The 24,291-nt window shown below is 70.6% G+C and carries 21 protein-coding genes; 13 read left to right on the top strand and 8 right to left on the bottom strand.

Translation table 11 applies throughout. From position 1 onward, the window contains the following. The first annotated feature begins 29 nt into the window (after positions 1–29). The 3 genes from WBK31_RS04795 (at position 30) to WBK31_RS04785 (ending at position 3,404) form a co-directional block, all read left to right on the top strand. Positions 30–1,046: a hypothetical protein gene (locus WBK31_RS04795; protein ID WP_364066774.1), complete on the top strand. Its 1,017-nt coding sequence runs from the start codon at positions 30–32 to the stop codon at positions 1,044–1,046. A 341-nt stretch (positions 1,047–1,387) separates the two neighbouring features. After that, the gene (locus tag WBK31_RS04790; protein WP_364066775.1) at positions 1,388–2,287 is read left to right on the top strand and encodes a PAC2 family protein; all 900 of its coding nucleotides are present in this window, start codon (positions 1,388–1,390) and stop codon (positions 2,285–2,287) included. Positions 2,288–2,351: 64 nt separating this feature from the next. Next, positions 2,352–3,404 (top strand): Gfo/Idh/MocA family oxidoreductase, encoded by a 1,053-nt coding sequence (locus WBK31_RS04785; protein ID WP_406674374.1) that lies wholly within the window; start codon positions 2,352–2,354, stop codon positions 3,402–3,404. 177 nt (positions 3,405–3,581) lie between these two features. On the opposite strand, the gene WBK31_RS04780 is transcribed toward WBK31_RS04785, so the two are convergent. Beyond that, positions 3,582–4,433, bottom strand: a complete 852-nt coding sequence (locus WBK31_RS04780; protein ID WP_364066779.1) for a tyrosine-protein phosphatase — start codon at positions 4,431–4,433, stop codon at positions 3,582–3,584. Between the two features lie 64 nt (positions 4,434–4,497). On the opposite strand from WBK31_RS04780, the gene WBK31_RS04775 reads away from it, so the two are divergent. After that, positions 4,498–5,370 carry a hypothetical protein gene (locus WBK31_RS04775; RefSeq protein WP_364066781.1) on the top strand — a complete coding sequence of 291 codons (873 nt, stop codon included), beginning with the start codon at positions 4,498–4,500 and terminating at the stop codon, positions 5,368–5,370. Between the two features lie 67 nt (positions 5,371–5,437). Here the strand turns inward: WBK31_RS04775 and WBK31_RS04770 are convergent, their stop codons facing one another. Continuing rightward, positions 5,438–7,531: a M6 family metalloprotease domain-containing protein gene (locus WBK31_RS04770; protein WP_378784559.1), complete on the bottom strand. Its 2,094-nt coding sequence runs from the start codon at positions 7,529–7,531 to the stop codon at positions 5,438–5,440. A 106-nt stretch (positions 7,532–7,637) separates the two neighbouring features. Between WBK31_RS04770 and WBK31_RS04765 the strand changes: the two genes are divergently transcribed. From WBK31_RS04765 to WBK31_RS04740, 6 genes are all read left to right on the top strand, one after another. After that, positions 7,638–8,795: a PucR family transcriptional regulator gene (locus tag WBK31_RS04765; RefSeq protein WP_378784561.1), complete on the top strand. Its 1,158-nt coding sequence runs from the start codon at positions 7,638–7,640 to the stop codon at positions 8,793–8,795. 137 nt (positions 8,796–8,932) lie between these two features. Continuing rightward, positions 8,933–10,666 carry an ABC transporter ATP-binding protein gene (locus tag WBK31_RS04760; protein WP_406674373.1) on the top strand — a complete coding sequence of 578 codons (1,734 nt, stop codon included), beginning with the start codon at positions 8,933–8,935 and terminating at the stop codon, positions 10,664–10,666. A 166-nt stretch (positions 10,667–10,832) separates the two neighbouring features. Further along, on the top strand, positions 10,833–11,264 hold the full coding sequence (locus tag WBK31_RS04755) for an Hsp20/alpha crystallin family protein (protein ID WP_364067193.1): 432 nt from the start codon (positions 10,833–10,835) through the stop codon (positions 11,262–11,264). A 62-nt stretch (positions 11,265–11,326) separates the two neighbouring features. Further along, entirely contained in the window at positions 11,327–11,638 is a 312-nt protein-coding gene (locus tag WBK31_RS04750; protein ID WP_364066789.1) for a MerR family transcriptional regulator, read from the top strand. Between the two features lie 34 nt (positions 11,639–11,672). Continuing rightward, positions 11,673–13,217: a gamma-glutamyltransferase family protein gene (locus WBK31_RS04745; protein WP_406674372.1), complete on the top strand. Its 1,545-nt coding sequence runs from the start codon at positions 11,673–11,675 to the stop codon at positions 13,215–13,217. A gap of 117 nt (positions 13,218–13,334) precedes the next feature. Further along, positions 13,335–13,658: a DUF5709 domain-containing protein gene (locus WBK31_RS04740; RefSeq protein WP_364066793.1), complete on the top strand. Its 324-nt coding sequence runs from the start codon at positions 13,335–13,337 to the stop codon at positions 13,656–13,658. Positions 13,659–13,763: 105 nt separating this feature from the next. Here WBK31_RS04740 and WBK31_RS04735 read toward each other — a convergent pair whose 3' ends face one another. From WBK31_RS04735 to WBK31_RS04725, 3 genes are all read right to left on the bottom strand, one after another. Then, on the bottom strand, positions 13,764–14,417 hold the full coding sequence (locus tag WBK31_RS04735) for an HAD family hydrolase (protein ID WP_364066795.1): 654 nt from the start codon (positions 14,415–14,417) through the stop codon (positions 13,764–13,766). 116 nt (positions 14,418–14,533) lie between these two features. After that, positions 14,534–18,478, bottom strand: a complete 3,945-nt coding sequence (gene hrpA / locus WBK31_RS04730; protein WP_406674371.1) for an ATP-dependent RNA helicase HrpA — start codon at positions 18,476–18,478, stop codon at positions 14,534–14,536. Between the two features lie 92 nt (positions 18,479–18,570). Beyond that, entirely contained in the window at positions 18,571–18,930 is a 360-nt protein-coding gene (locus WBK31_RS04725; RefSeq protein ID WP_364066797.1) for a VOC family protein, read from the bottom strand. 58 nt (positions 18,931–18,988) lie between these two features. Between WBK31_RS04725 and WBK31_RS04720 the strand changes: the two genes are divergently transcribed. After that, positions 18,989–19,420: a MarR family transcriptional regulator gene (locus tag WBK31_RS04720; RefSeq protein WP_364066799.1), complete on the top strand. Its 432-nt coding sequence runs from the start codon at positions 18,989–18,991 to the stop codon at positions 19,418–19,420. Between the two features lie 176 nt (positions 19,421–19,596). Here WBK31_RS04720 and ppgK read toward each other — a convergent pair whose 3' ends face one another. After that, complete coding sequence (gene ppgK / locus WBK31_RS04715; protein WP_378784565.1) at positions 19,597–20,319, bottom strand: polyphosphate--glucose phosphotransferase; 723 nt, start codon at positions 20,317–20,319, stop codon at positions 19,597–19,599. Positions 20,320–20,537: 218 nt separating this feature from the next. On the opposite strand from ppgK, the gene WBK31_RS04710 reads away from it, so the two are divergent. Beyond that, the gene (locus WBK31_RS04710) at positions 20,538–21,560 is read left to right on the top strand and encodes a TIGR03118 family protein (protein ID WP_406674370.1); all 1,023 of its coding nucleotides are present in this window, start codon (positions 20,538–20,540) and stop codon (positions 21,558–21,560) included. 277 nt (positions 21,561–21,837) lie between these two features. Here the strand turns inward: WBK31_RS04710 and WBK31_RS04705 are convergent, their stop codons facing one another. Further along, positions 21,838–22,416: an HAD-IA family hydrolase gene (locus tag WBK31_RS04705; protein ID WP_364066805.1), complete on the bottom strand. Its 579-nt coding sequence runs from the start codon at positions 22,414–22,416 to the stop codon at positions 21,838–21,840. Between the two features lie 109 nt (positions 22,417–22,525). Between WBK31_RS04705 and WBK31_RS04700 the strand changes: the two genes are divergently transcribed. Then, complete coding sequence (locus WBK31_RS04700; RefSeq protein WP_364066807.1) at positions 22,526–23,344, top strand: DUF4253 domain-containing protein; 819 nt, start codon at positions 22,526–22,528, stop codon at positions 23,342–23,344. Positions 23,345–23,437: 93 nt separating this feature from the next. Here the strand turns inward: WBK31_RS04700 and WBK31_RS04695 are convergent, their stop codons facing one another. Beyond that, positions 23,438–24,262, bottom strand: coding sequence for an SAM-dependent methyltransferase (locus tag WBK31_RS04695; protein WP_364066809.1), 825 nt, complete (start codon positions 24,260–24,262; stop codon positions 23,438–23,440). Positions 24,263–24,291: the final 29 nt, after the last annotated feature.

Genomic DNA, 24,291 nt, shown 5'->3' with positions numbered 1-24,291 from the left:
CACAGTTCCCGTGGGGAGGCTGCGCACTTATGCCCGAAATACCGCCTGTTTCGCTACCCACCCCTTCCATTCCGTACCCCTCCAGGATCAATCCCTTCGAGGCCGTCGCTGCCGAGCACACGATCTCCTGGGCTCGGCGGCTCAAACTCGTCGCCGACGAGACCGCGGCCTCGCGCTTCGCAGGGGAGTCGTACTCCCGGCTCGTCGCCAGGCTCTATCCGGAGGCGTCGGTGCCGGCCCTGGCGCTGGCCGCCGACCTCAACAGCTGGTTCCACGTCTACGACGACCAGTTCGAGCTGGCCGAGGTGGGCTCGGACCCCGACCTGGCGCGGCGTATGGCGGACAAGTTCCGTGCGGTGCTGAACGGCGAGCCGCTGCACGACTCCGCAGGGCCGATACTCCACGGGCTGGCCGATATCCGTGACCGCATGCTCCTGCACGCCAGCGCACAGTGGTGGAACCGTTTCGCCACCCACCTTCAGGACTGCTTCGAAACCGCCCAGTGGGAGGTCGATAACCGCACGAGGGGTGAGATCCCCGATCCCGACAGTTATGTCGAGCACAAGCTCAACATCGCCTACGTCCCGCCCTCGTTCGACATCATCGAACTTGCCGAGCAGTTCGAGGTGCCCGACGACATCCGCGCCTCGACCGCGTATCGCACGCTCGTCCACGAAGCCGGGCACGTCGTCGTCTGCACCAACGACCTGATCGGCTTAAGGCGCGAGCTGCTGCAAGGGGAATTCCACAATCTCGTCATCGTCTATTGGAAGGCCCTGAACTGCCCCCTTCAGGTCGCCGTGGAAATGGTCAACGAGAAGATCTCCGAGCGCGTACGCGTTTTCGAAGCGGCCAAGGCGGACCTTCAGCGCACGTTCGACGAGCTCGGCACCGACGAGAACCGCCGGCACAGCACCCTCCGCTGCGTGACAGGGCTCGAGAACTGGATGCGCGGCTACCTCGACTGGGCCAAGGAGACGCGCCGGTTCGCCGATCCGGTGCTGCGCGGCCAGGTCACCGGCTTCCAGCGCGAGCTGGCCGACTAGCTCGATCTCACTGACGACCATGCGGGCCGTGCCCACGACCGGGAACACCCGCATGGCGTCGGTGCCCTTCTCGATGAGCGCTGCGTGCGTGACCGCCTTGAGCCTGCGGTGGCCAGCAAAGTGTCACCTTCGCCGTCCGCCAGGGCCCCGCTTGCGGCATGCGCGCGCCGTGATCGCGATGTCGCCCGCTCTGACCAGGGAGATCGGCGTCGTCCAGGACGCCTACGCCTTCGGGTCTTCGTCCATACGAACTGGTTCGTCCCGATAGGGTGCCGTGCACGGAATCGTTCTGTCCCGCCGTAGGTTCTGGTGAAGAGTACCTAGGGAAAGGCTGTCCAACCGTGTTCGACCCGAAGGATCTCTACGAGCTCGCAGACGACGCGCCCGAGCTGCATGATCCGGTCTTGCTGTACCACTTCGACGGCTTCGTCGACGCGGGCGGTGCCGGACGCCTCGCGCTGGGCCACCTGCTGGCCGAGCTGGAGCACCGGGTCGTGGCGAGGTTCGACGTGGACCGGCTGCTCGACTACCGGTCGCGGCGTCCCATCATGACGTTCGACACCGACCGGTGGGTGGACTGGGAGAGCCCCGAGCTGGCCGTGCACGCCGCCGAGGACGCGACCGGCACCCCGTTCCTGGTGATGAACGGACCGGAGCCCGACCGGGAGTGGGAGCTGTTCGCCAAGGCCGTGGGCGAGCTGGTGGAGCGGCTGAACGTGAGCAAGCTGGTGACCGTGCACGGTATCCCCATGGCCGTGCCGCACACCAGGCCGCTCGGCATCACCGCGCACGCCAGCCGGCCCGAGCTGATCTCCACGCAGTCCAGCGTGTTCGGCCGTGTGCAGGTGCCCGGCAGCGCGGCTGCCCTGCTGGAGCTGCGGCTGGGCGCCAAGGGCCATGACGCCGTGGGCTACGCCGTGCACGTGCCGCACTACCTGTCGCAGGCCGAGTACCCGACCGCCGCCGTGACCGCGCTCGAGGCGGTGACGCGCGGCACGGGGCTGGTCTTCCCGATGGAGAAGCTGCACGAGGCCGCCCGGCGTACGACGACGGAGATCGAGGAGCAGATCAGGGCCTCCGCCGAGCTGTCCACCGCGATCATCGGCCTTGAGCAGCAGTACGACGCGTTCGCCGCGGGCGCCCAGAAGGAGAACCTGCTGGCGGAGGCCACGCCGATGCCCACCGGCGACGAGCTGGCCGCCCAGTTCGAGCGTTTCCTGGCCGAGCGTGACGAGGAGTAGCGGGCGTGACGAGGAGTAGCGGGCGCTCTAGGGCGGGCGGGTGGGCAGCGGTTACCCTGAGCCGATGAGCGAGATCCGCGTCGGCCTCGTCGGCTACGGCACGGCGGGCGCCTACTTTCACGCCCCGCTGATCCACGCCGCCCCCGGCCTGTCCCTGGCCGCCGTGGTGACCAGGAACCCCGATCGCCGGGCCGAGGTGGCCGCCAGGTACGGGGCCGCCGCAGTGGACGACGTACAGGAGCTGTGGGGCCGCTGCGACCTCGTCGTGGTCGCCTCCCCCAACCGCACCCACGTGTCAACGGCCGCGTCCGCGCTCAAGGAGGGCCTGCCGGTGGTCGTGGACAAGCCGCTGGCCAGGACCGCCGATGAGGGGCGCGAGCTGATCCGCCTGGCCGAGGAGCGCGGCCTCATGCTCACCGTGTTCCAGAACCGCCGCTGGGACGGCGACTTCCGCACCGTGCGCCGCCTGGTCGAGGAAGGGGCGCTGGGCCGGGTGCTGCGCTTCGAGTCGCGCTTCGAACGATGGCGTCCGGTGCCCAAGGGCGGCTGGCGTGAGAGCGGCGGCCCTGACGATGTTCCCGGGCTGCTCTACGACCTCGGCAGCCACCTGATCGATCAGGCGCTGCAGCTGCTCGGCCCGGTACGCGCGGTCTACTGCGAGAGCGACGTGCGGCGCGAAGGGGTGGCGGCCGACGACGACACCTTCATCGCGCTGACCCACGCGAACGGGGCGCGGTCGCACCTGTGGGTCAGCTCCGTGGCCGCCCGGTTCGGGCCCAGGTTCCGGGTGCTCGGCTCGGCGTCCGGCTTCGTCAAGCACGGCATGGACGTGCAGGAGGAGCGGCTGCGGGCCGGGATGACGCCCGACACGCCAGGCTTCGGCGACGACGTGGAGGAGCGCTGGGGCGTGCTGGGCACCGAGGATCAGCCCGCGGATGAGCGGCGCGTCGTGCGCACCGAGCCGGGGGCGTACCTGGACTTCTACCGGCAGGTGGCGGCGGCGCTGCGCGACGGCGGCGCGCCCCCGGTGGATCCGCAGAGCGCTGTGGAGGCGCTGACCGTCATCGAGGCGGCCCGCCGGTCGGCCTCCGAAGGCGTCGTCGTCAACCTCGGCTGAAGCCGGGCAGGCCGCACGGAAACAACCCGCCGTCCAAGCGGCCCTCCGCCCGCTAGCGGCTCACCGTCCCCAGAGCGGCCCGCCGCCCACAAGCGGCTCGCCGTCCTCAGAGCGGCCCGCCACCCACAAGCGGCTCGCCGTCCTCAGAGCGGCCCGTCGGTCAAAAGCGCCGGGCCGTCAGTCGCGCAGGCGCCCGCGGAGCGCCGCCGTGTCGGCGTCGGTCCAGCCGTTCGCGGCCAGCCACCCCATCGGGCCGCCGAACCGGTCGTCGAGCACACCGAGGAACTGCTCGATGTAGCGGGCGCGCGGCATGTGGTCGTCGGCGGGCCTGGAGTCGAGGTCGTCCCGGTACGTGTCGCTGCTGCGCAGCCGCTTGAGTATCAGCTCGATCCGCTCCCCCGTGGCCACGTAGTCCTCGACGATGGCCTCCCTGGTGACGCCCGCGACCTCCAGGGCCAGCGCCGACACCACGCCGGTGCGGTCCTTGCCCGCCGCGCAGTGCACCAGCGCAGCGCCGTCGTCCAGCGCCATCGTCCGCAGCGCGGCCACCACCGCGTCGGGCCGGTCGCGCAGGTAGCCGAAGTAGAACCCGGTGACCCGCAGCTCCTCGTCGAGCACCCGGTCCACCCAGGGCAGCACCCGCTCGCCGTCGATGCCATCTATGGCGGCGTCGGCCTCGGTGTCGGCATCAGTGTCGGCATCAGTGTCGGCATCGGTGTCGGCATCGACGTCGGTGTGCCGGCCGCCCTCGGCGAAGAGCGTCAGGTGGTGGTGGCGCACCTCCGGCACCCGGGTCAGCGGGCCGGGGCCTTCCAGGTGCACCTCGGCGGTCGAGCGCAGATCGACCACGTGCCGCAGGTTGAGCTCGCCGACGAGGAGCGCCACGTCGGCGGGAGTGAGCGCCTGCAGGTTGTCGGCGCGGTAGAGCCGCCCGCGCCGGGTGCGGCCACCGTCAATCGTGGGCAATCCGCCCAGGTCACGCGCGTTGACCGCGCCTTCAAGGTCGATCCACCTCGTCGTCTCGCTCACGATCACGACCCTATATGTCCCCGAGAATGCAGCGAATTGGAGATTCATAACGCAGCATGAACGTATGGATCCACGAGCTCTGCCTCCCCGGCTGGTGATCGATCCATCGCTGCGCCCGGAGGTCTCGGCCGAGCTGCGGTCGAGCCCGCACATTCTCCGCCAGGCTCGTACCGGTGCGCGCATGGACACCACGCACAATCCGGCCGTGTTGTTCGTCCTCCCGGCCCTCCTCCTTCTGCTGTTCATGATCACCGGCAGCGCGCCGCTGTTCGTCATGGGCATGGGAGCCGGTGTCATCGTGCTGCTCAGGTGGCTGGCGACGGACGGCGCCTACCGCACGACCAGGCGAAGACTGCAGCTGGCCAGAGCGCACGCCGAGCACTACGTGCTACCCGAGGATCTCGATCATCCCTGCCAGATGCTGCTGCGCAGGGCGCAGAACGCCGTGGATGCCATCCTGAACTCCACCGTGCACAAGGAACGGCTGATCGACAGCGTGGACAACCAGGTGTCGCTGCCGGAGGAGCTCTGGCAGATCGCGCAGCGGCTGCGGCGGCTGTCGTCGATGCACGCCGAGCAGCGCAAGCTGGTGCCGCGTGAGCTGCCGCCGGACATGGAGGAGGCGTTCCGGCCGTACACCAGCGCGCTGGACGCGGCCTGGACGTCGCTGACCCGGCGCGTACGCCACCTGGAGAAGTACGCCAAGCAGGTGATCAAGGCGGACAAGGCGTATCACGCGCACCAGCGGCTGGAGAAGCTCGCCGCCAAGACGCCGGAGTACCAGCAGCTGCTGGCGGAGACCGTACGCGACGAGCTGGCGCACGACCGCATCAGGGAGCTGTCGGACCAGGCGAGCCACGTCCGCAAGCTGTTCGAGGAGAGCATCATGGAGGCCAGGCAGACGGCGGGCGAGCTGCTCCGCTCGCCCCTGACCTAGCCGATCTGGGGACGATGAGGCACGGCCCGCGCCTGCCGCGCCCCATCGTCGTCCAGTGGATCGCCGGTCAGCCGATGACGGTGCAGGTGGCCGTCATCTTCTTGGCCGGGTCGCTCTCAGACGTGGCCGTGAGCTTGACCTTGGCCACGTGAGCGCCGCCGTCGCGCACGGCGTCCACGCTGACCAGCTTCTGCTTGCCGAACTCCACGGAGGCCAGCGCGTTCGGCACGCGGACGCTCCAGCCCTTGCCCTGGACCTCGGCCGTGAGCCGGTAGATGTCGGCGTTGAGGTAGGCGCTGACGTCCTCGGGGTGCTGCCCGCGCGCCGGGGCCTTCTTGCCGGTGTTGATCAGCGGGAACTTGCAAGTGGAGACGTTCTTGCCGGACGGCAGGCCGGCCGAGGGCAGCAGCTTGACCCCGCGCCGCTGCGGGCCCGCGCCGTCGAGCGAGCGGATCGCGACCGTGTACGACAGCTCGCCCTCACGGTTGCGGTGCACGTCGGTGATGTAGAAGTGCAGCCGGTTGGCCTCATCGACGTACTCGTACTCGCTGCCGGAGTCGGTGCCGGCGTGGAAGAGGGCGTCGGAGAGCTGGCGGTAGTCGCCGACGGTGATCGGGACCTTCGTGCCGTCGGGCAGCACGTAGTCGGTCATGCCGATGTCCTGCGGGTTGGCGTCGATCACCCACTCGAACGGCGCCCGGTCCTCGTTCTTGGTCTTGGCGAGCAGAACGCCGGAGTCGGGGGTGAACGAGTCGCTGCCCATGCGGTCCACGACCTCGATGGTGTAGTTGTCGTAGCCGCCGCCGTCGCACAGCGGATCGGTGGTGTCGCAGCTGCTGCGGTCCTGATCCATGGCGATGTTGATGCCGGACAGCTCGTTCTTGCCCGGCTTGACCACGCGCGCGGTCACCCTGGCGGTGACCAGGCCCGACTCGGCGAGCGCCTCGCGGCTGAGCCGCAGCACGTTCGCCTCGTCCACCATGTTCAGCTTGATCTTGTTGCGGAGCATGTGGTGGGAGCCCAGGGACGCGCCCGCGACCGGCGGGATCAGCCAGCGGGAGTGCGGGCCGCCGGGTCCGTTGAAGCTGCCGCGGCTCAGCATCTCCCAGATGCCGGTGTACGAGCGCCGCGGCGGCTGCCCGTACGGGTTGTTGTAGTTGTCGGCGATGCCCATGATGTGGCTCAGCTCGTGGGCGAACGTCGCCATGCCGGAGCTTTCGGCCTGCACCGAGTCGATGCCGAAGCGGGCGTTGGGCCAGAAGTTGGAGCCGGCCTGCCAGGAGGTCCACTCGACGTAGCGGGTGGGCGACCAGTTGGGCAGCGCGTCGTCCGGCGGGCCCCACTCGTCGGTGACGTCCTCCTTGGTCGGGAACTTCATCATCCCGAACTCCTGCCAGGTGGCCGACTCGTCCTGCCCGGCGCTGAGGTAGAAGATGAAGTCGAACTGGTCGGCCACCTCCTGGCCGACGTCGGCGATCCAGGCGGCGTTGCCGTCGGCGCGCAGGTTCCTGTTGCAGGTGTCGCCGGCCGGGCACGACTCGCGCTGGTACTCCATCGCGTACTCGTGGTCCTTGCCCGGCATCATGTACGGGCCGAACCCGGTCAGCTCCACGCCGATGCGGCCGCCGGAGTCCTCCATCCAGTATTCGTGGATGGTGTGCCCCTTGTTGAGGGCGTTCGGGGTGTTGAGGAAGTCCTCGTAGAACTTGGCGACCTTCTCGCGCGGGATGTCGTGGGCGTCGGCGCTCGGGTTGCCGTACACCGTGGAGTTCTGCGGCTGGGTCACCACGAACGGCTGGTTGGGGTAGTCGAGCAGCACGAGCGCGCCCTTGAAGGTGCGCTGCGACCCCTTGACGTTCGGGTCGTTCCACTTCGTGCCGGGCGGCTTCTTGTAGTCCGCCCACGTCATGTTGTCGGGGTTCTTCCAGTTCTGCGGGTCGATGGGCTTGAGCCCGCTGCTCGGCGTCTTGCGCAGAGCCTGCTCACCGGCGTCGAGGGACTCGTCGAGTTGCCAGGGCTGGGTCTGCGGCCAGTGGTCGCGCCGCCAGGGATGTTCCGGGTTCTCGGGGGGTGCTGCGGAAGCGGGGGTCGCCACCAGGCTCACCGGGAACAGCACGATGGCCGCCAGGAGACCCTTCAGCAGCTTCTTCGGGGCGTTCACGGCATGACCGTATAGAGACTGTTGACGGAGATCACCGAGCAGTTGTAGGGAAGACCTGTAGTGACATTTCCGTCATTTGATGAAAAATGCAGGTAAAGGTGCCATCGTGGCGGATCTTCAGCGGGCCGTGGACGAGCTCGCCACGCGTCTCGGGCGCCCCCTGCTCCTGGAGGACCGCAACCAGCGCGTGGTCGCCTACAGCGAGCAGAGCGGCGCGGTGGACGACGTCCGCCGCGACTCGATCCTGCGCCGGCACACCGTGCCCGAGGTGCGGCAGTGGCTGCGCGCCGCCGGGATCAACGAGGCCACCGAGCCGCTGCGCACCCCGGGCGCGCCGCAGCTCGGGCTGCTGCCGCGGGTCTGCGTCCCCGTACGGCACGCCGACGGCCTGCTCGGCTTCCTGTGGTTCATCGACGCCGAACCGCCCATGCCCGACGCCGACGTCGCCGAGGCCGCCCGCGCGGCGCCGGGCCTGGCGCTGGCCTTATTCCACGAGAGCCTGGCCGGCGACCTCGCCTCGCAGCGGGAGCTGGAGGCGGTGACCGGGCTGCTGCTCGGCGAGGAGGACGCGGCCAGGCAGCTCATCGAGGCCGGCGCCTTCCCGCAGGCGCAGCCGGTGACCGTACAGGTGGCCAGGCCGCGTACGGCCGAGCCGGACGACGCGCTCCGGCTGGCGGTGGAGCAGGGGCTGCTGGCGCTGCGGCGGCGGCTGAGCGGGCACCACCCGCTGCACCTGGTGCGCTACGACCACGGGGTGCTGCTCACGGCGGGGCCGCCGGTGCCGGCCGACGAGCTGCACGCGGCCATGCCGGTGCCGGTGGTGGTCGGGATCGGGCGGTCCAGGCCGGAGCTCGCGCAGGCGGCGGAGTCGTACCGGGAGGCCAGGCGCGCGGCCGAGGTGGCGGCCCGGGTGCCGGGGCTCGGGCCCACGGCGGAGTGGGCCAGGCTCGGCGTCTACCGGATGCTCACCCGCCTGCCCGACCAGGAGCTGCATCCGGGGCTCGAAGGGCTGCTCGCCGACGAGCAGTACCTGCCGCTGCTGGAGACGCTGGAGACGTACCTCGACCTGGCGGGCAGCGCGGTGGCCACCTCGCGGGCGCTGCGGCTGCACCGCACCTCGCTGTACTACCGGCTGCAGCGGGTGGAGGAGCTGGCGCGCACCGACCTGAAGGACGGCGGTGAGCGGCTGGCGCTGCACCTCAGCCTGAAGCTGGCCCGCCTGTCCGGGCGCTACCTGCCGAGGAACCTGCCGGATCAGTCCTGACCCCATCCACGCGCGGCTCTCCGGCGGGCGCCGAAGTCGTCGCGGCGCAGGCTGCTCCTGGCCCGCCCGCGCGCGGCTCGCCGGCCGGCCGCGACCTACCCTCTGTGGGGATGGCCGTCTGCGAAGGGAGCTCCACGTTGGCGGAGGAACCGCGCGCGCCGATCGGGCGCATCATCAGGCTGTTCGGCGCCTACCGCGGCCGCCTGGCCGTCGTGGCCCTGCTCATCCTGCTGTCCTCGCTGGTGGGGCTGGCCTCGCCGTTCCTGCTGCGCGAAGTGCTCGACGTCGCGATCCCGGCCAGGGACGCCGGGCTGCTCACGCTGCTGGCGCTCGGCATGATCCTCGTGGCGATCACGACGACGGTGTTCGACGTGCTGCAGACGCTGGTGTCCACCACCGTGGGCCAGCGGGTCATGCACGACCTGCGCGTCTCCGTCTACGCCCACCTGCAGCGCATGTCGCTCGCGTTCTTCACCCGCACCAGAACCGGCGAGGTGCAGTCGCGCATCGCCAACGACATCGGCGGCATGCAGGCGGTCGTCACCTCGACGGCCGCCTCGCTCGTCTCCAACCTGACCACGGTGATCGCCACGGTCGCCGCCATGGCCGCGCTCGACTGGCGGCTGACGCTGCTCTCGCTCGCGCTGCTGCCGGTGTTCGTGTGGATCAGCCGCAAGGTCGGTGCCGAGCGCAAGCGCATCACCTCCGAGCGGCAGCGCAAGCTGGCCGGCATCGCCTCCATGGTGCAGGAGTCGCTGTCGATCAGCGGCATCCTGCTCGGGCGCACGATGGGCCGCTCGGCGGAGCTGACCGAGCGCTTCGCCAGATCCTCGCACGAGCTGGCCGAGCTGGGCGTCGCCACCAGCATGGCGGGGCGCTGGCGGCAGGCGTCCATCCAGCTCGTGATGGCCGCCATGCCCGCCACCATCTACTGGGCCGCAGGTCACACCGAGGTGATCTCGGTGGGCACGCTGGTGGCGTTCACGACGCTGCAGACGAGCCTGTTCCGGCCGATGGTGTCGCTGCTGCGGCTCGGCGTCGAGGTGCAGACCTCGCTGGCGCTGTTCGGGCGCATCTTCGAGTATCTCGACCTGCCGGTGGACATCCATCCCGGTACACGGGAGCTGACGGACGTGCGCGGCGAGGTCCGCTTCGAGCAGGTCGACTTCTCCTACGGCGACACGCCCACGCTCACCGGCATCGACCTGACGGTGCCCGCGGGCTCGTCGCTGGCCATCGTGGGCGAGACGGGCTCGGGCAAGACCACGCTGAGCTACCTGCTGCCCCGCCTGTACGACGTCACCGGCGGCCGGGTCACCATCGACGGCGTGGACGTGCGTGAGCTGACGTTCGCGACGCTCAGCGCGACCGTGGGGGTGGTCTCGCAGGAGACGTACCTGTTCCACGCCTCCGTCGCCGACAACCTGCGCTTCGCCCGCCCGTCGGCCACCGACGAGGAGCTTCAGGCGGCGGCGCGGGCGGCGCGCATCCACGACCACATCGCGGCGCTGCCCGACGGCTACGACACGGTGGTGGGCGAGCGCGGCTACCGCTTCTCCGGCGGCGAGAAGCAGCGCCTGGCCATCGCCCGTACGATCCTGCGCGACCCGCCGATCCTGGTGCTCGACGAGGCGACCAGCGCGCTGGACACGCAGACGGAGAAGGCCGTGCAGGAGGCGCTCGACGCGCTGGCGAAGGGGCGTACGACGATCACCATCGCCCATCGCCTGTCCACCGTGCGCGACGCCGATCAGATCGTGGTGCTCGACCACGGGCGGATCGTGGAGCGCGGCACCCACGACGAGCTGATCGCCCGCGGCGGGCACTACGCGGCCCTGGTGAGCCGGGACCAGCCCGCGGAATTCGTCTGACCGCGTTTGAACGTGGCATGTGCTCGGCCTGCTGAGCGGCATCCTCGCCTGACCTCGGCGGGAATAGGTTTTCCCCCGATTTGGTTGCGAACGGATGAGTAGCTAACCTATAACTGAAGTTGGAGGTTAGCTACAGACTCACAACCAACAAGGGAGGGACGTGGAAATGTTGCTGACCTCGATCGACCCGTTCCTGCAGGAGTTCGAGCGCCAGTTCAACCGCATCGCCCGGCAGGCCTTCGACGGCGACGGCGCGATCATGCCGATGGACGGCGTGCGCCGCGACGACGACGTGATCCTGCGCTTCGACCTGCCCGGCATCGACCCCGACTCGATCGACGTGACCGTGGACCGCGGCGTCCTGAGCGTCACCGCCCGGCGCGAGGAGCAGGTTCCCGACGACGCGCGGCTCTTCGTGCGCGAGCGTTCGATGGGCACGTTCACGCGGCGTGTCTACCTGTCGGAGCACCTCGACAGCGACAAGATCGACGCGGGTTACGCGAACGGCGTGCTCACCGTGCGCATCCCCGTTCTGGAGCGGGCGAAGCCGCGTAAGGTAGCGATCCGGCGCGGCGAGCCCAAGGCGCTCAAGGCCTGACACGCGGTCCGGGGGCGGGCATCCTCGGACCGCCCCCGCCCCCGACCACGTGAGGAGATGACATGCCGGACCTGCCCCTCGACGACGAGCACGCGCCTCTCTATTCGCTCGGGCAGGTGGCGGAGATGCTGAAGGTGCAGCACGCCTTCCTGCGCCGGCTCGACCAGCACGACGTGATCAAGCCCAGCCGGTCGAGCGGCGGCCAGCGGCGTTACTCGCGGCGCGACATCCTCATCGTCCAGCACGTCACCCGCATGGCCGAGGAAGGCATGACGCTCATCGCCATCCGCCGCATCCTGGAGCTGGAGCGGGAGATCGCCGCCCTGCGCCAGGAGCTCGAGGAGACCAAGGCGCGGCTGCGCGAGAAGGAGTGACGTCGGGCGTGACGAAGGCGCGTACGCTCGTGCCGTGCACAACACGAGATACGCGCCATCCGGCATGGTGTGCAGCGTCGACCACCTGGCATCGGCGGCCGGGCTGGCGATGCTGGAGCGCGGCGGCTCGGCCGCCGACGCGGCGATCGCCGCCAACGCCGTGCTCGCGGTCGTCGCCCCCCACATGTGCGGGCTCGGCGGCGACCTGTTCGCCCTCGTCCACGACGGTGCGACCGTCACCGCGCTGAACGCCTCAGGACGGGCCGGATCCGGTGCCGATCCCGCCCGCCTGCGGGCCGAGGGCCATACCCGCATGCCCCACCTGCACGACATCAGATCCGTCACCGTGCCCGGGTGCGTGGACGGATGGGTCGCGCTCCACGCCAAGTACGCCAGGCTGCCCATGGCCGAGCTGCTGGCGCCCGCGATCCGGCTGGCCGAAGCCGGGTTCCCCGCCTCGCCGCTGATGCCGGCGGGCGCGGCGAGCGCCGCCCGGCGGCCCGGCGGCGGCGACTTCGCCTCCGTACGCGCCGCGGGCGACCGCGTCACCCGGCCCGGCGTGGCCCGCGCGCTCAAGGCCGTGGCCGAACGCGGCCGCAAGGGCTTCTACCTGGGCGAGTTCGGTCAGGGCCTGATGGAGCTCGGGGCCGGCGAGTACATCGAGGCCGACCTGGCGCTGCCGGGCGCCGACTGGGTGGAGCCGCTCAAGACCCGCGCGTACGGACACGACGTCTACTCGATGCCGCCCAACTCCCAGGGCTATCTGCTGCTGATGTCCCTCGCCATCGCCGAGGGCCTCGACCTGCCCGCATCGCCGGCCCACCCCGCCTGGGCCCACCTGCTCGCCGAGTCGGCCAGGATCGCCGGGCACGACCGGCTCGACGTGCTGCACGAGGACGCCAAGGACCTGCTCGACCCGGCCGAGATCGACCGGCGGCGGGCGCGTATCGACTCCCGGTCCAGGCTGCGGCTCGCCGCGCCCGCACAGCCCGGTGACACGACGTACCTGTGCGTGGTCGACGGCGACGGCATGGGCGTCTCGCTCATCCAGTCGAACGCGGCCGGGTTCGGCAGCATGGTGTTCGAGCCCCGTACCGGGATCAACCTCCACAACCGCGGCATCGGCTTCTCGCTCAAGCCCGGCCATCCCGCCGAGTACGGCCCCGGCCGCCGCCCGCCCCACACGCTGACCCCGGCCCTGATCACCCGCCCCGACGGCACACTCAGGTCCGTCGTCGGCACCATGGGCGGCGACGCCCAGCCGCAGATCCTGCTGCAGGTCATCACCCGCCTGCTGCGCCACGGCGAGGAGCCGGGACGCGCGATCGCCGCGCCGCGCTGGCGGCTCGGCACCGGCGGCACCGGGTTCGACACCTGGGACGCGCCCGACGACGCCGTGCTCGACCTGGAGGAGGGCGCCGGCTGGTCCGACGGGCTCGCGGCGCTCGGCCACCGGGTGGCGGCGCTCCCCTACGGGAGCTCGTTCGGCCACGCCCACCTCATCGACGTACGCAAGGACGGCATGCTGGCGGGCGCGGCCGACCCGCGCTCGCTCGTCGGCTCCGCGATTGGACGCTGACCCCTCGGGTAGCGGGTGCCGCTGGTGCCGCTACAGGGTCGCCCGGAAACCGGCCCAGGCTTTCGAAGAAGGCCGGATCCTAGGATTCCGGCCCGTCCAGAGGGTAGGGGTAGTCGTATGACGGAGCTGCCGCCGGATCGGTTCGGTCTGGCCGACGAGCAGGAGATCGAGGTCGAGGAGTGGACCGACGACCTCGGATTCCGGCATGAGATCGTCGAAGACGACCCCCGGCATCACGACACGCTCGACGAGCGCCTGCGGCGCGAGGCGCCCGAGCGGCTGCGCGGGCCGCGCCCCAAGCACCGGCTGACCCAGCCGGACGAGGGGCTCGGCCCCGACCTGGACGGCGAGGAGATCGCCACGCTGTACGTCGGCGACACCGACGACCTGTCGCCCGAGGAGCGGGCGCTGCGCATCGACTCGGAGGACGACCTCAGCTGACCCGCGCACCTCAGCTGACCCGCGCGCCGAGGACCTCAGGCGCGGTCCGGCGACCTCGCCTGTCGCCCGCAAGGAGTCGCACGCGAGGGTCGCCCGCCAGGTGACTCAGGTGAGGTCGCGCAGGGCGGGGAGCACGGCGTGGAGGTCGTCGATGATGACATCGGCGGCCTTCGCCTGCGGCCTTTCGGCGTGCAGGTAACCCCAGGGGCCGCGGCGCAGCAGCGCGGTGCGCATGCCCGCCTTCGCGGCCGGCAGCACGTCGTTGTCCAGCCTGTCCCCCACGTACAGGATCTCGCCGGGCGCGCACCCCGCGACCTCGGCCACCTTGGCGAAGAAGCCCGCCTCCGGCTTGGCCACCCCCCAGCCGTCGGAGGTGTGCACCGAGTCGGCGGGCAGGTCCATGGCCACGAGCGCGTCGTAGGCCCGGCGCGGCTGGTTGCCGGCGATGATCACCTGGTATCCCGCCGCCCTGATGGCCGCCAGCGCCTCGCGCACGTCGGGGTAGAGGTCATCGGCGTCGAAGCGGTTGCGCAGGCCGTCGGGGTCGTCGCGCTCCCAGGCCGCCGCCTCGGCGTCGAGGTCGATTTCGGGGCGCAGCAGGCGGAAGGCGTCGGTGTGCGGCCGGTCCATGGCCGCCATGCCGCCCAGCGCGCCCATGAGCTCGAAGGGCGTGACGCCCAGCCGCTCGGCCCAGCGGCGCCAGATGCGGTTCTCGCTGATGAGCGTCTCACCGACGTCGAACACCACTGCTCTGATCATCGATCCTCCTGCGCGAACGGCCACGGAGCGCCGGCCACCCGGCCCTGGAGAACCGGACAATCGACGCAAGGGGCGATTCTCTCACGCGCCGGGCGTGTCGGCGACCGCGCCAAAGCTCAGGGCAGGAGCCGGTCCATCGCCTTGGCGATGCGCTTCTCCGAGACGGGCGTGGGGGTGCCGAGGGTCTGGGCGAAGAAGCTCACCCGCAGCTCCTCGATCATCCACCGGATCTCCACCACGTCGGGGTCGTTCCGCCGCGCCGGAGGCAGCTTGTCCAGCAGCTCGTCATAGTCGTCCTCGACCTTGTGGACGCGGTCCATCCACTCCTCGTCGCGCCACGGGTCCTCGGGCAGCTTGGTGAGGCGGCGGTCGATGGCGCGCAGGTAGCGCAGCACGTCGGGCAGCCTGCGATAGCCGGTGGCGGTGACGAAGCCGGGATAGACGAGCCTGCCGAGCTGGTCGCGTACGTCGTCGGTGGCGGCGCTCGGGCGCAGGGACTCCAGCCGGACCCCCGCCTCGTGCCAGACGCTGAGGATCTGCTCGACCTTGGCCAGCACGTCGCTCGCGGTGTCGTACAGGTTGGCGCGGACGTGCTGGTAGAGGCGGTCGTAGGCGTCCGGCTCCCAGACGGCGCCGCCCGCCTCCAGCATGAGCTTGTCGACCGCCGCGTTGATCACGTCGTCGAACAGCGCCACCGCGCCGCCGTGCGGGCTGCGCGACAGGGCCAGCTTGGCCTGGTTGGACAGGCCGCCGAGCAGGGACCTGGCGGGGTTGGTGACGTTGAGCAGGAGCAGGCGGCGCACGCCCGGCCAGTGGGAGCGGCGCTGCTCCGCCTCGGTCTCGAAGATCTTGATGGAGACGGAGTCGCCGGCGTCCACGAGCGCCGGATAGCCCTTCATGCGTCCCTGCTCGAACACCTTGGGCAGGGTGCCGAAGCTCCACGTGTGCAGGCCGGTCTGCTCGAGGTCGTCACCGGCCTGGGAGAGCGTCTCGCGCAGGCGCGGGGCCAGGCGGCGCTTGAGCTCGTCGAGGTCTTTGCCCTCGGCCACCGTGCGCCGCTTCTCGTCGATCACCCGGTACGTGATGCGCAGGTGGTCGGGCACCTGGTCGAGCTGCCAGGCGTCGCGCGGCACGCGTACCCCGGTGAGCTTGAACAGCTCGCGCTCGACGGCTTCCAGCAGCGGCTCGCCGCCCGGCTTGACCCCGGCCAGCACCTGCTTGGCGTAGTTGGGCGCGGGTACGAAGTTGCGCCGCAGGTTCTTCGGCAGCGACCGGATCAGCGCGGTGATCAGCTCTTCGCGCAGGCCGGGGATCTGCCAGTCGAAGCCGTCGGAGGTGATCTGGTTGAGCAGCGCCAGCGGCACGTGGACGGTGACGCCGTCGGCGTCGGCCCCCGGCTCGAACTGGTAGGTCAGCTTCATCCGCTGACCGAGCTGCTTCCAGGTGTCGGGGTAGTCGCGGGCGCTGACGTCGGCGCCCTCGTTGACCAGCATCTCGGGCGAGAACGTGAGCAGGTCGGGCTGCTCCTTGCTCGCCTTCTTCCACCAGGCGTCGAAGTGGCGGGCCGAGACGACGTCGGCGGGCACCCGCTGGTCGTAGAAGTCGAAGAGCGTCTCGTCGTCCACGAGGATGTCGCGGCGGCGTGCGCGATTCTCCAGCTCCTCGACCTCGCCGAGCAGCCGGCGGTTCTCCTTGAGGAACTTGTGGTGGGTGTCCCAGTCGCCCTCGACCAGCGCGTGCCTGATGAACAGCTCGCGCGACAGGTCGGGGTCGATGCGGCCGTAGTTGACCTTGCGGCCGACGACGAGCGGCACGCCGTACAGCGTGACCTTCTCCAGGGCGATCACCGCGCCCTGCTTCTTCTCCCAGTGGGGCTCGGAGTAGGTGCGCTTGACCAGGTGCTGGGCGAGCGGCTCGACCCACTCGGGCTCGATCTTGGCGTTGACCCTGGCCCACAGGCGCGAGGTCTCGACCAGCTCGGCCGACATGACCCACTGCGGCTGCTTCTTCGCCAGCGCGGAGCCGGGGAAGATGGCGAAGCGGGCGTTGCGCGCGCCGATGTACTCCTGGATCGGCCGGCGGCCGCCCTGATCGCGCTGCTTGTCCAGCACGTCTTTGACGCCGATGTGGGACAGCAGGCCGACCAGCAGCGAGGCGTGGATCTGCTGCGGGTCGGCGGGCCGGCTGTTGGGCTGGACGCCGAGCGTCTGGCGGAGCTGGCTGTAGATGTCCTGCCACTCGCGCACGCGCAGGTAGTTGAGGAACTCGGCCTTGCACAGCCGGCGGAACGCGCTGGAGGACAGCTCTTTCTGCTTGTCGCGCAGGTAGTTCCACAGGTTGACGTAGGCCATGAAGTCCGACTCGGGGTCGGCGAAGCGGCGGTGCTTCTCGTCGGCCTGCTGCTGCTTGTCGGCGGGGCGCTCGCGCGGGTCCTGGATGGACAGCGCGGCGGCGATCACCATGACCTCGCGCAGGCAGCCGTTCTTCTCCGCCTCCAGCACCATGCGGCCAAGGCGCGGGTCCACGGGGAGCTGGGCGAGCTTGCGGCCGATCGGGGTGAGCTTGTTGCCCGCGTCGAACGCGCCCAGCTCGTGCAGGAGGTTGATGCCGTCCTTGACCTGGCGGCGGTCCGGCGGCTCGACGAACGGGAACGCCTCGATGTCGCCCAGCCCGATGGAGGTCATCTGCAGGATGACGGAGGCCAGGTTGGTGCGCAGGATCTCGGGGTCGGTGAACTCCGGCCGGTTGAGGAAGTCCTCCTCCTCGTACAGCCGGATGCAGATGCCCTCGGACGTACGGCCGGAGCGGCCCTTGCGCTGGTTGGCGCTGGCCTGCGAGATCGGCTCGATCGGCAGCCGCTGCACCTTCGTGCGGTGGCTGTAGCGGGAGATGCGCGCGTACCCGGGGTCGACGACGTATTTGATGCCGGGCACGGTCAGGGACGTCTCGGCGACGTTGGTGGCCAGCACGATGCGGCGGCCGGTGTGGGGCTGGAAGACGCGGTGCTGCTCGGCGGCGCTCAGCCGGGCGTACAGCGGCAGCACCTCGGTGTTGCGGAACTCGGCCTTGCCCAGGGCGTCGGCGGCGTCGCGGATCTCCCGCTCGCCGGACAGGAACACCAGGATGTCGCCGGGGCCCTCGCCGATCAGCTCGCGGCAGGCGTCGACGATGCCCTGCGTCTGGTCGTCGTCGTCGCCCAGCGGGCGGTAGCGCACCTCGACCGGGTACGTGCGGCCGGAGACCTCGATGATGGGCGCGTCGTCGAAGTGGCGGGAGAAGCGCTCGGGGTCGATGGTGGCGCTGGTGATGATGACCTTGAGGTCGGGGCGCTTGGGCAGCAGCTGTTTCAGGTAGCCCAGGATGAAGTCGATGTTGAGGCTGCGCTCGTGGGCCTCGTCGATGATCAGCGTGTCGTACTGGTCGAGCATGCGGTCGTTCTGCAGCTCGGCCAGCAGGATGCCGTCGGTCATCAGCTTGACCAGGGTGCGGTCGCTCGCCTGGTCGGTGAAGCGGACCTTGTAGCCGACCACCTCGCCCAGCTCGGTGCCGAGCTCTTCGGCCACGCGCTCGGCGACCGTGCGGGCGGCGATGCGGCGGGGCTGGGTGTGGCCGATCACACCGCGTACGCCCCGCCCGAGCTCCAGGCAGATCTTCGGGATCTGGGTGGTCTTGCCGGAGCCCGTCTCGCCGGCGATGATCACGACCTGGTTGTCGCGGATGGCGTCGAGGATGTCGTCCTTGCGCTGCGAGACCGGAAGGTTCTCCGGGTACGTCACCGCCGGCACGGCCGCGCGGCGGCGTTCGAGGCGCTGCTCGGCACGCTCCACGTCGGCGAGGATCTCGGCGGCGATCTTGTCGCGCGCGTCGCGGGAGCGCACCCGGCGCATGCCGTCGAGCCTGCGCCGCAGCCGCCGCTGGTCGCGCGGCATGAGCTCGGGCAGGCGGGCCTGGATCTCCGCGAGGGATCCGGAAGGCCGGGCCGGCCGATCGGCACGGGCCGGTCGGGCCTGGTGGGCCTGGTGGGAAGGTGTGGACGGCGAGGACAACGAAGGCGTTCCCATACTGCTTTCAGGATATTTGAGCCCCGCGTCACCGGAGCCAACCGTCCATGCTGCCCCACGCGCCCGCCGCGCGCATCCCAAATATCGCCGCCCTAGCGTGTGTGCACGGTGATCACGTAGCCGTCGGGGTCGGCGAAGCTGAACACGCGCCCGAACGGGCCGTCCGCCGGCGGCGCCACGATCGGCACGCCGGCCTCCTTGAGCTCGTCGTGCAGCTTCTGGGCGTCGTCGGCGGCGAACCACAGGACGGCGCCGGTGCCGGGGCGCTCGGGCAGCTCGACGCCGGGGAGCGGCTCCCGTACGGCGAAGGGAACGGGCTCGGTGGCGAAGACCACGGCGCCGGGCGGGGCGGAGGGGGCGCGCTTGAGGCCGAGGCGGCTCTCGTAGAACTCGGCGGCCCTGTCGAGGTCACGGACCTGGAGGGCGACGAAGTCGATTCCGATGGCGGTCATGGTGTCTCCTCTGCAATGTCAGGAATTTGACATAGACACTGTATGTCAGAATGCTGACATGGCGCAAGAGGACCTCGATCTCAGCGTGGGTTACCAGCTCAAGCGGGTGCAGGCGGCCCTGCGGGCGGCCATGGACGACGCGTTGCGCGCCCACGGGCTGACCACCCCGCAGTACTCGTGCCTGGAGCTGCTCAGGCAGCGGCCCGGCATGTCGAACGCCGAGCTGGCGCGCGGCACGTTCGTCACCCGGCAGTCGATGAACGTGCTGCTGCAGCACCTGCAGGAGGCCGGGCTCGTCGAGCGGCCCGCGACGGCCCCGTCGGGCCGGGCGCTGCCCGCCCGGCTCACCGAGGAGGGGCGGCGGCGCCTGGATGCGGCCAGGGCCGATGTGACGGCCGTCGAGCAGCGGATGAACTCCCCCATGACCCCGGAGGAGGCGGAGGCGCTGGCGCGCCGCCTCGCCACCATGGCCGAGGCCCTCGGAGGCTGACGCCGCCGGCGTGAAGTGAAAGGCCCGGCGCGCGCGACGGGCCTGCTCGCGGTGACCGGCTCGGGCACCACGTCCGTGAAAGACCTCGGCGCGCGACGGGCCTGCAGCGGCCGTCACGCGTCCGGGGGCTTGCGGCGGCTATGCGCGGCCGTCGCGCGGCCGGACGCTTGCGGCGGCTATGCGCGTCCGGCGGCGGCGTGGGCGGCGCCGATGATGCCGGCCTGGTTCTGCAGACCGGCGGGCACGATGGGCGTGTCGAGCTTCACGTGCGGCAGGAACTTCTCGGCCTTCCTGCTCACACCGCCGCCGATGATGATCAGCGAGGGCGAGAACAGCATCTCGACGTGCCGCAGGTACTCCTCCACCCGCCCCGCCCACTTCTCCCAGCTCAGGTCGTGCTCCTCGCGCACCCTGGCGGAGGCGCGGTGCTCGGCGTCCTTGCCGCGCAGCTCCAGGTGCCCCAGCTCGGTGTTGGGCACGAGCACCCCGTCGGTGAACAGCGCGCTGCCGATGCCGGTGCCGAACGTGAGCACCAGCACCGTCCCCTGCCGCCCGCGCCCCTCGCCGAAGCGCATCTCGGCCAGGCCCGCCGCGTCGGCGTCGTTGAGCACGGTCGCGCCGCCGAACAGCCGGGCCGCGTCCACGCCGATCCACGAGCGGTCGATGTTGGCCGCCGAGCGCACCACACCGCCCACGACGACGCCGGGAAAGGTCACGCCGACGGGACCGTTCCAGTCGAAATGTTCTTTGATCGCGCTCACCACTCCGGCCACCGGGTCCGGCCCCGACGGCTCAGGCGTGGCAATGCGCAGCCGCTCCTCCACCAATTCACCGGTCTCCGTGTCGACCGGCGCGCCCTTGATGCCGGAACCGCCGATGTCGATGCCCAAGACTTTCATGCTTTTCCTCTCCCCCTCAGGACGGCTGAGAACTCCATTTCCGGTCCGGCTGAACCCGCTACCCGCCGCCCACGTATCTCGCGTCACAAGCGCTCATTAGGAGGCACCGGATGCGGCCACGCATCATCACACTCTGCGCTGTTGCGGTCGTTCTGGGAGCGACTCTCACCACTCCCGCACACGCCACCACCAGGACGCGTTTCGACGTCATCAACCTTGTGTCGGACGTCAAGGGCAAAGCCCCTGTCACCGACCCCAAGGTCGTCAACCCGTGGGGCCTGGCCATGGGCAAGACTCTGTGGGTCTCGAACACCGGGACCAGCACCGCCACCGTCTACTCCGGCACCGGCAAGAAGGAGAAGACGGAGGTGGCGATCCCGGGCGGAGCCCCGACCGGCCAGGTGTTCAATCCCGGCAACGGCTTCACCGTCAAGGGCAAGCCGGCCACGTTCATCTTCTCCAGCCCGAGCGGCGCCATCACCGGCTGGAACGCGGAGGTCGACCCGGCCAACGCGATCATCGCGGCCTTCACCCGCGGCGCCGACTACAAGGGGCTGGAGCTCGTCCAGACCGAGGACGAGGCGTTCCTGCTGGCTGCCGACTTCGCCAGTGGCCGCATCCACGCCTTCGACCAGGACTTCCGGCGCGTCAAGCTGGCCCGCTGGCAGTTCAGGGACTCGGCGCTGCCCAAGGGCTACAAGGCCTACAACGTGGCGGTGGTCAACGGCAACATCTGGGTCGCCTACGCCCTGCGCGACCCGAAGACCGGCAAGCCGGTCTTCGGCGACGGCAAGGGCTTCGTCAGCCGGTTCAACGCCAACGGGCGGCTCACCGGGCGCATCTCCCGGGCCGGGCTCAACGCCCCCTGGGGTCTGACCGCCGCGCCCAAGGGCTGGGGCGAGTACGCGGGCGCGCTGCTCGTCGGCAACTTCGGCGACGGCACCGTGCACGCGTACAAGCGGGGCCGTCACCTCGGCGCGCTGCGCGACTCCGCGGGCAAGCCGATCGTGCTGCCCGGTCTGTGGGACCTGGAGCCCGGCACCGCGGCGACCGGCGGCGAGAAGGCCCTGTGGTTCTCCGCCGGCATCGACGGCACCAAGCACGGCCTGATCGGCGTGATCGCGCCGAAGGGCACGAAGGTCAGCTCGAACGGGGCGGCCGCTGCGCCGAAGCCGTCGGGCCAGAAGACGAGCGCCCCAGCCACCCGGCCCCCCTCCCAGAATCCCTACGGCGGGTACTGACCGGCGCTCAGCCGCCGTTCCTCCAGCCCGGCGAGGAGCGCAGCCCGCCCGCAGGGGCGGGGGACGGCGGCCGGAAGGTCTCCGGCGCGGACGGCGCGAGCCGCGCCGGAGACGCCCGCTCGCTCCTGGCGCCCGATCGCGCGGCGCCCCACCCCACTCATCCCGGCCCGGTTCAATCCGGCGCCGCTCATCCCCGCCCGATGCAACCCGGCCCGATTCAGGCCGGCCCGATTCAGGCCTGCCCGATTCAGGCCGGCCCGGTTCGACCCGGCCCGGTTCAACCCAGCACTGCGGCGAGATCGTCGAACGTGCGGTAGTGGACGCCGGTCATGCCGAGCGCCCTGGCCGCCTCGACGTTCTGCAGCCGGTCGTCCACGAACAGGCAGCGCTCCGGCGCGGCACCCGCCTGCTCGGCGGCGATCTCGTAGATGCGCCGGTCGGGCTTGGCCACGCCGACCCTGGCGCTGCTGACCACGGCGTCGGCGAAGTACGTGAGCCCGAGCATGTCGATGTGCGACTCCAGGGTGTCCATGGCGTTGGTCACGATGACCACGGGCACGTGCGCCTGCACCCGGGCGAGCAGCTCCTTGACCTGCTCGTCCACCCAGAACCTGATCTCGATGAACTCGGCCACCGCCTGCCGGGCGCGCTCGTCGCCGCCCAGGGCCACCGCGATCGACTCGGCCCATTCGGCCTCGGTGCGCCGGCCGAGCGTGGCCGGCATGATCAGCTCGGGGTCGAAGGCCGTCTTGATGAGCGGCAGGCCGTAACGGGCCTCGATCTCGGCCTGGGCAGCGTGGTCGAAGTGGCGCAGCACGCCGTCGAAGTCGGTGAGAACCGCGTCGAAGGGGATCACAGCCCACCATTCTGCCCGGTGCGCGCAACCCCTGCCCCCGCCGCAGGTGCCGAGACGACCGGCCGCACTACCATCTCCGAGACAGCATTCGGTATCGGAACGGTAGGGCATGAGCGATCATCAGCTGCCACGCGAGCTGTGCCAGCTGTTCGCCGACGGCGGCAGGGGGAGGAGACTGCCCATCACGCTGCCTCCCGGCGACGTCGTCTGGCCGGACCCCGGCTACACCGGGCAGGGCAAGGCACCGCGACCGGCGTTCTGGATGAGCGATGACCATGCGACCGGCGCCGACTGGGCGCTGCTGCGCGAATGGCACCCGCACAGTGGTCTGTGGCCGCTGCTGCTGGACGAGTCGGCGCAGCCATGGGGGGTCGGGCAGGTCGTGCCGGACGATCCCCGCCAGATCGACCACTTCACCGCCGAGGGCTTCATGGCCGAGGTGTGGGAGGAGTGGGTGGCGCAGATGCCGCCTGAGGCGCTGTCGGAGTTAGAGCCGTTCGGCGCGATCTGTCCGGGTCCCGCACCGCCCGGCAAGCTGCGGGCCGATCCCGAGGCGGTGGCCGAGTGGCTGGCCGGCGAGCTCGCGGCCAAGGGGATGCCGCTGGGGCTGGTCGCGGCCGGCAGGGGCGCCGACGCGCTGGCCGTCATGGGCTGGCAGGGGGCGCTGCACCACAACGAGTGGATGGTGCCGATGGCCGCGGTCGTGCGGAGCTGGGAGGACCGCTTCGGGGCGCGCGTGGTGAGCGTCGGGTTCAACACGCTCGACCTGAGCGTGGCGGCGCCGCCGGTCGATCCCGATCACGCGCTGCACGTGGCGGCCGAGCACTGGACGTTCTGTCCTGACAACGTGGTGCAGGGGCCGGGCGACCTGCAGGGGTACGCCGAGCAGATCATCGGGGGACACGCCTGGTCGTTCTGGTGGGACTGAGCCCACCGGACCGGGCCGGGCCGGGCCGACCGGGCCCCGCTCGAAGGGGCCGTTCGCGCGGGGGCCGGTTCTTGTCCGGCCCCGCCGTCCGCGTCATGGGATGTGCGCGACGGCCCCGTACGTGCCGGACGCGCCGGGATCGCAGTCCTCCAGGGCGTCGGGCCGCCAGTCCGGGACCCACACCAGCCCCGGCTCGACCAGGTTCAGACCCTCGAGCAGCGCCTTGACCTCTTCCCGGGTGCGTACGGCGTGCCCCGGCAGCGTCATCGCCAGCAGGTCGTGGATGGCCGGCAGCAGCTCGGCGGGTATGGCGTCGAACGTGGTCTGCACCAGCGTCAGGTAGCTCTGCTCGGGGGCCACCTGGCGGATACGTTTGATCACGTAGTGGAAGTACTCGTCGTCGTTGAGGCTGTAGGCCGACAGCAGCAGCACGGCCATGGGCCGGTCCCAGTCGAGGAACGTCTGCAGCACGGGGTCGTCGAGCACCTCGTCGATCTCGCTCAGGTCGCCTTCGACGACGCGGACGCAATCGGTGATGGGCTCGATGGTGGCGCGCGCGCCGGCCAGCACCATCGGGTCGTTCTCGACGTAGACCACGCGAGGCACGGACGCGGCCAGCCCCCTGCGCGCGACGTCGTGCAACTGCCGGCCCGGCGGCAGGCCGCTGGGCACCCCGCTGCCGACGATCACGAACTGGTCCACTCCCTGGAGCGCCAGGTGGTGGACCACCCGGGTCAGGAACCGCAGCACGGCACGGGCGGCCGTGGTGGTGACGGGTGCGGCCTGGTCGTAGCGCCGCACGACGTCACGATCGGCCGAGAAATGGTTCTTCCCGCCGGCCGCGGCGTCGAGAATCCGGGTGACTCTCGCTTGGGTCAGCTCCAGCTTCGCCAGATTTCGGATGGCACGCTGACGCATTGAGTGTTGCCCCTTTCCCCTCGCCCACA

This window comes from Nonomuraea sp. N2-4H, assembly GCF_045291505.1.
Taxonomy (GTDB): Bacteria; Actinomycetota; Actinomycetes; order Streptosporangiales; family Streptosporangiaceae; genus Nonomuraea; species Nonomuraea fastidiosa.
This window is presented reverse-complemented; position numbering and strand designations above follow the sequence as displayed.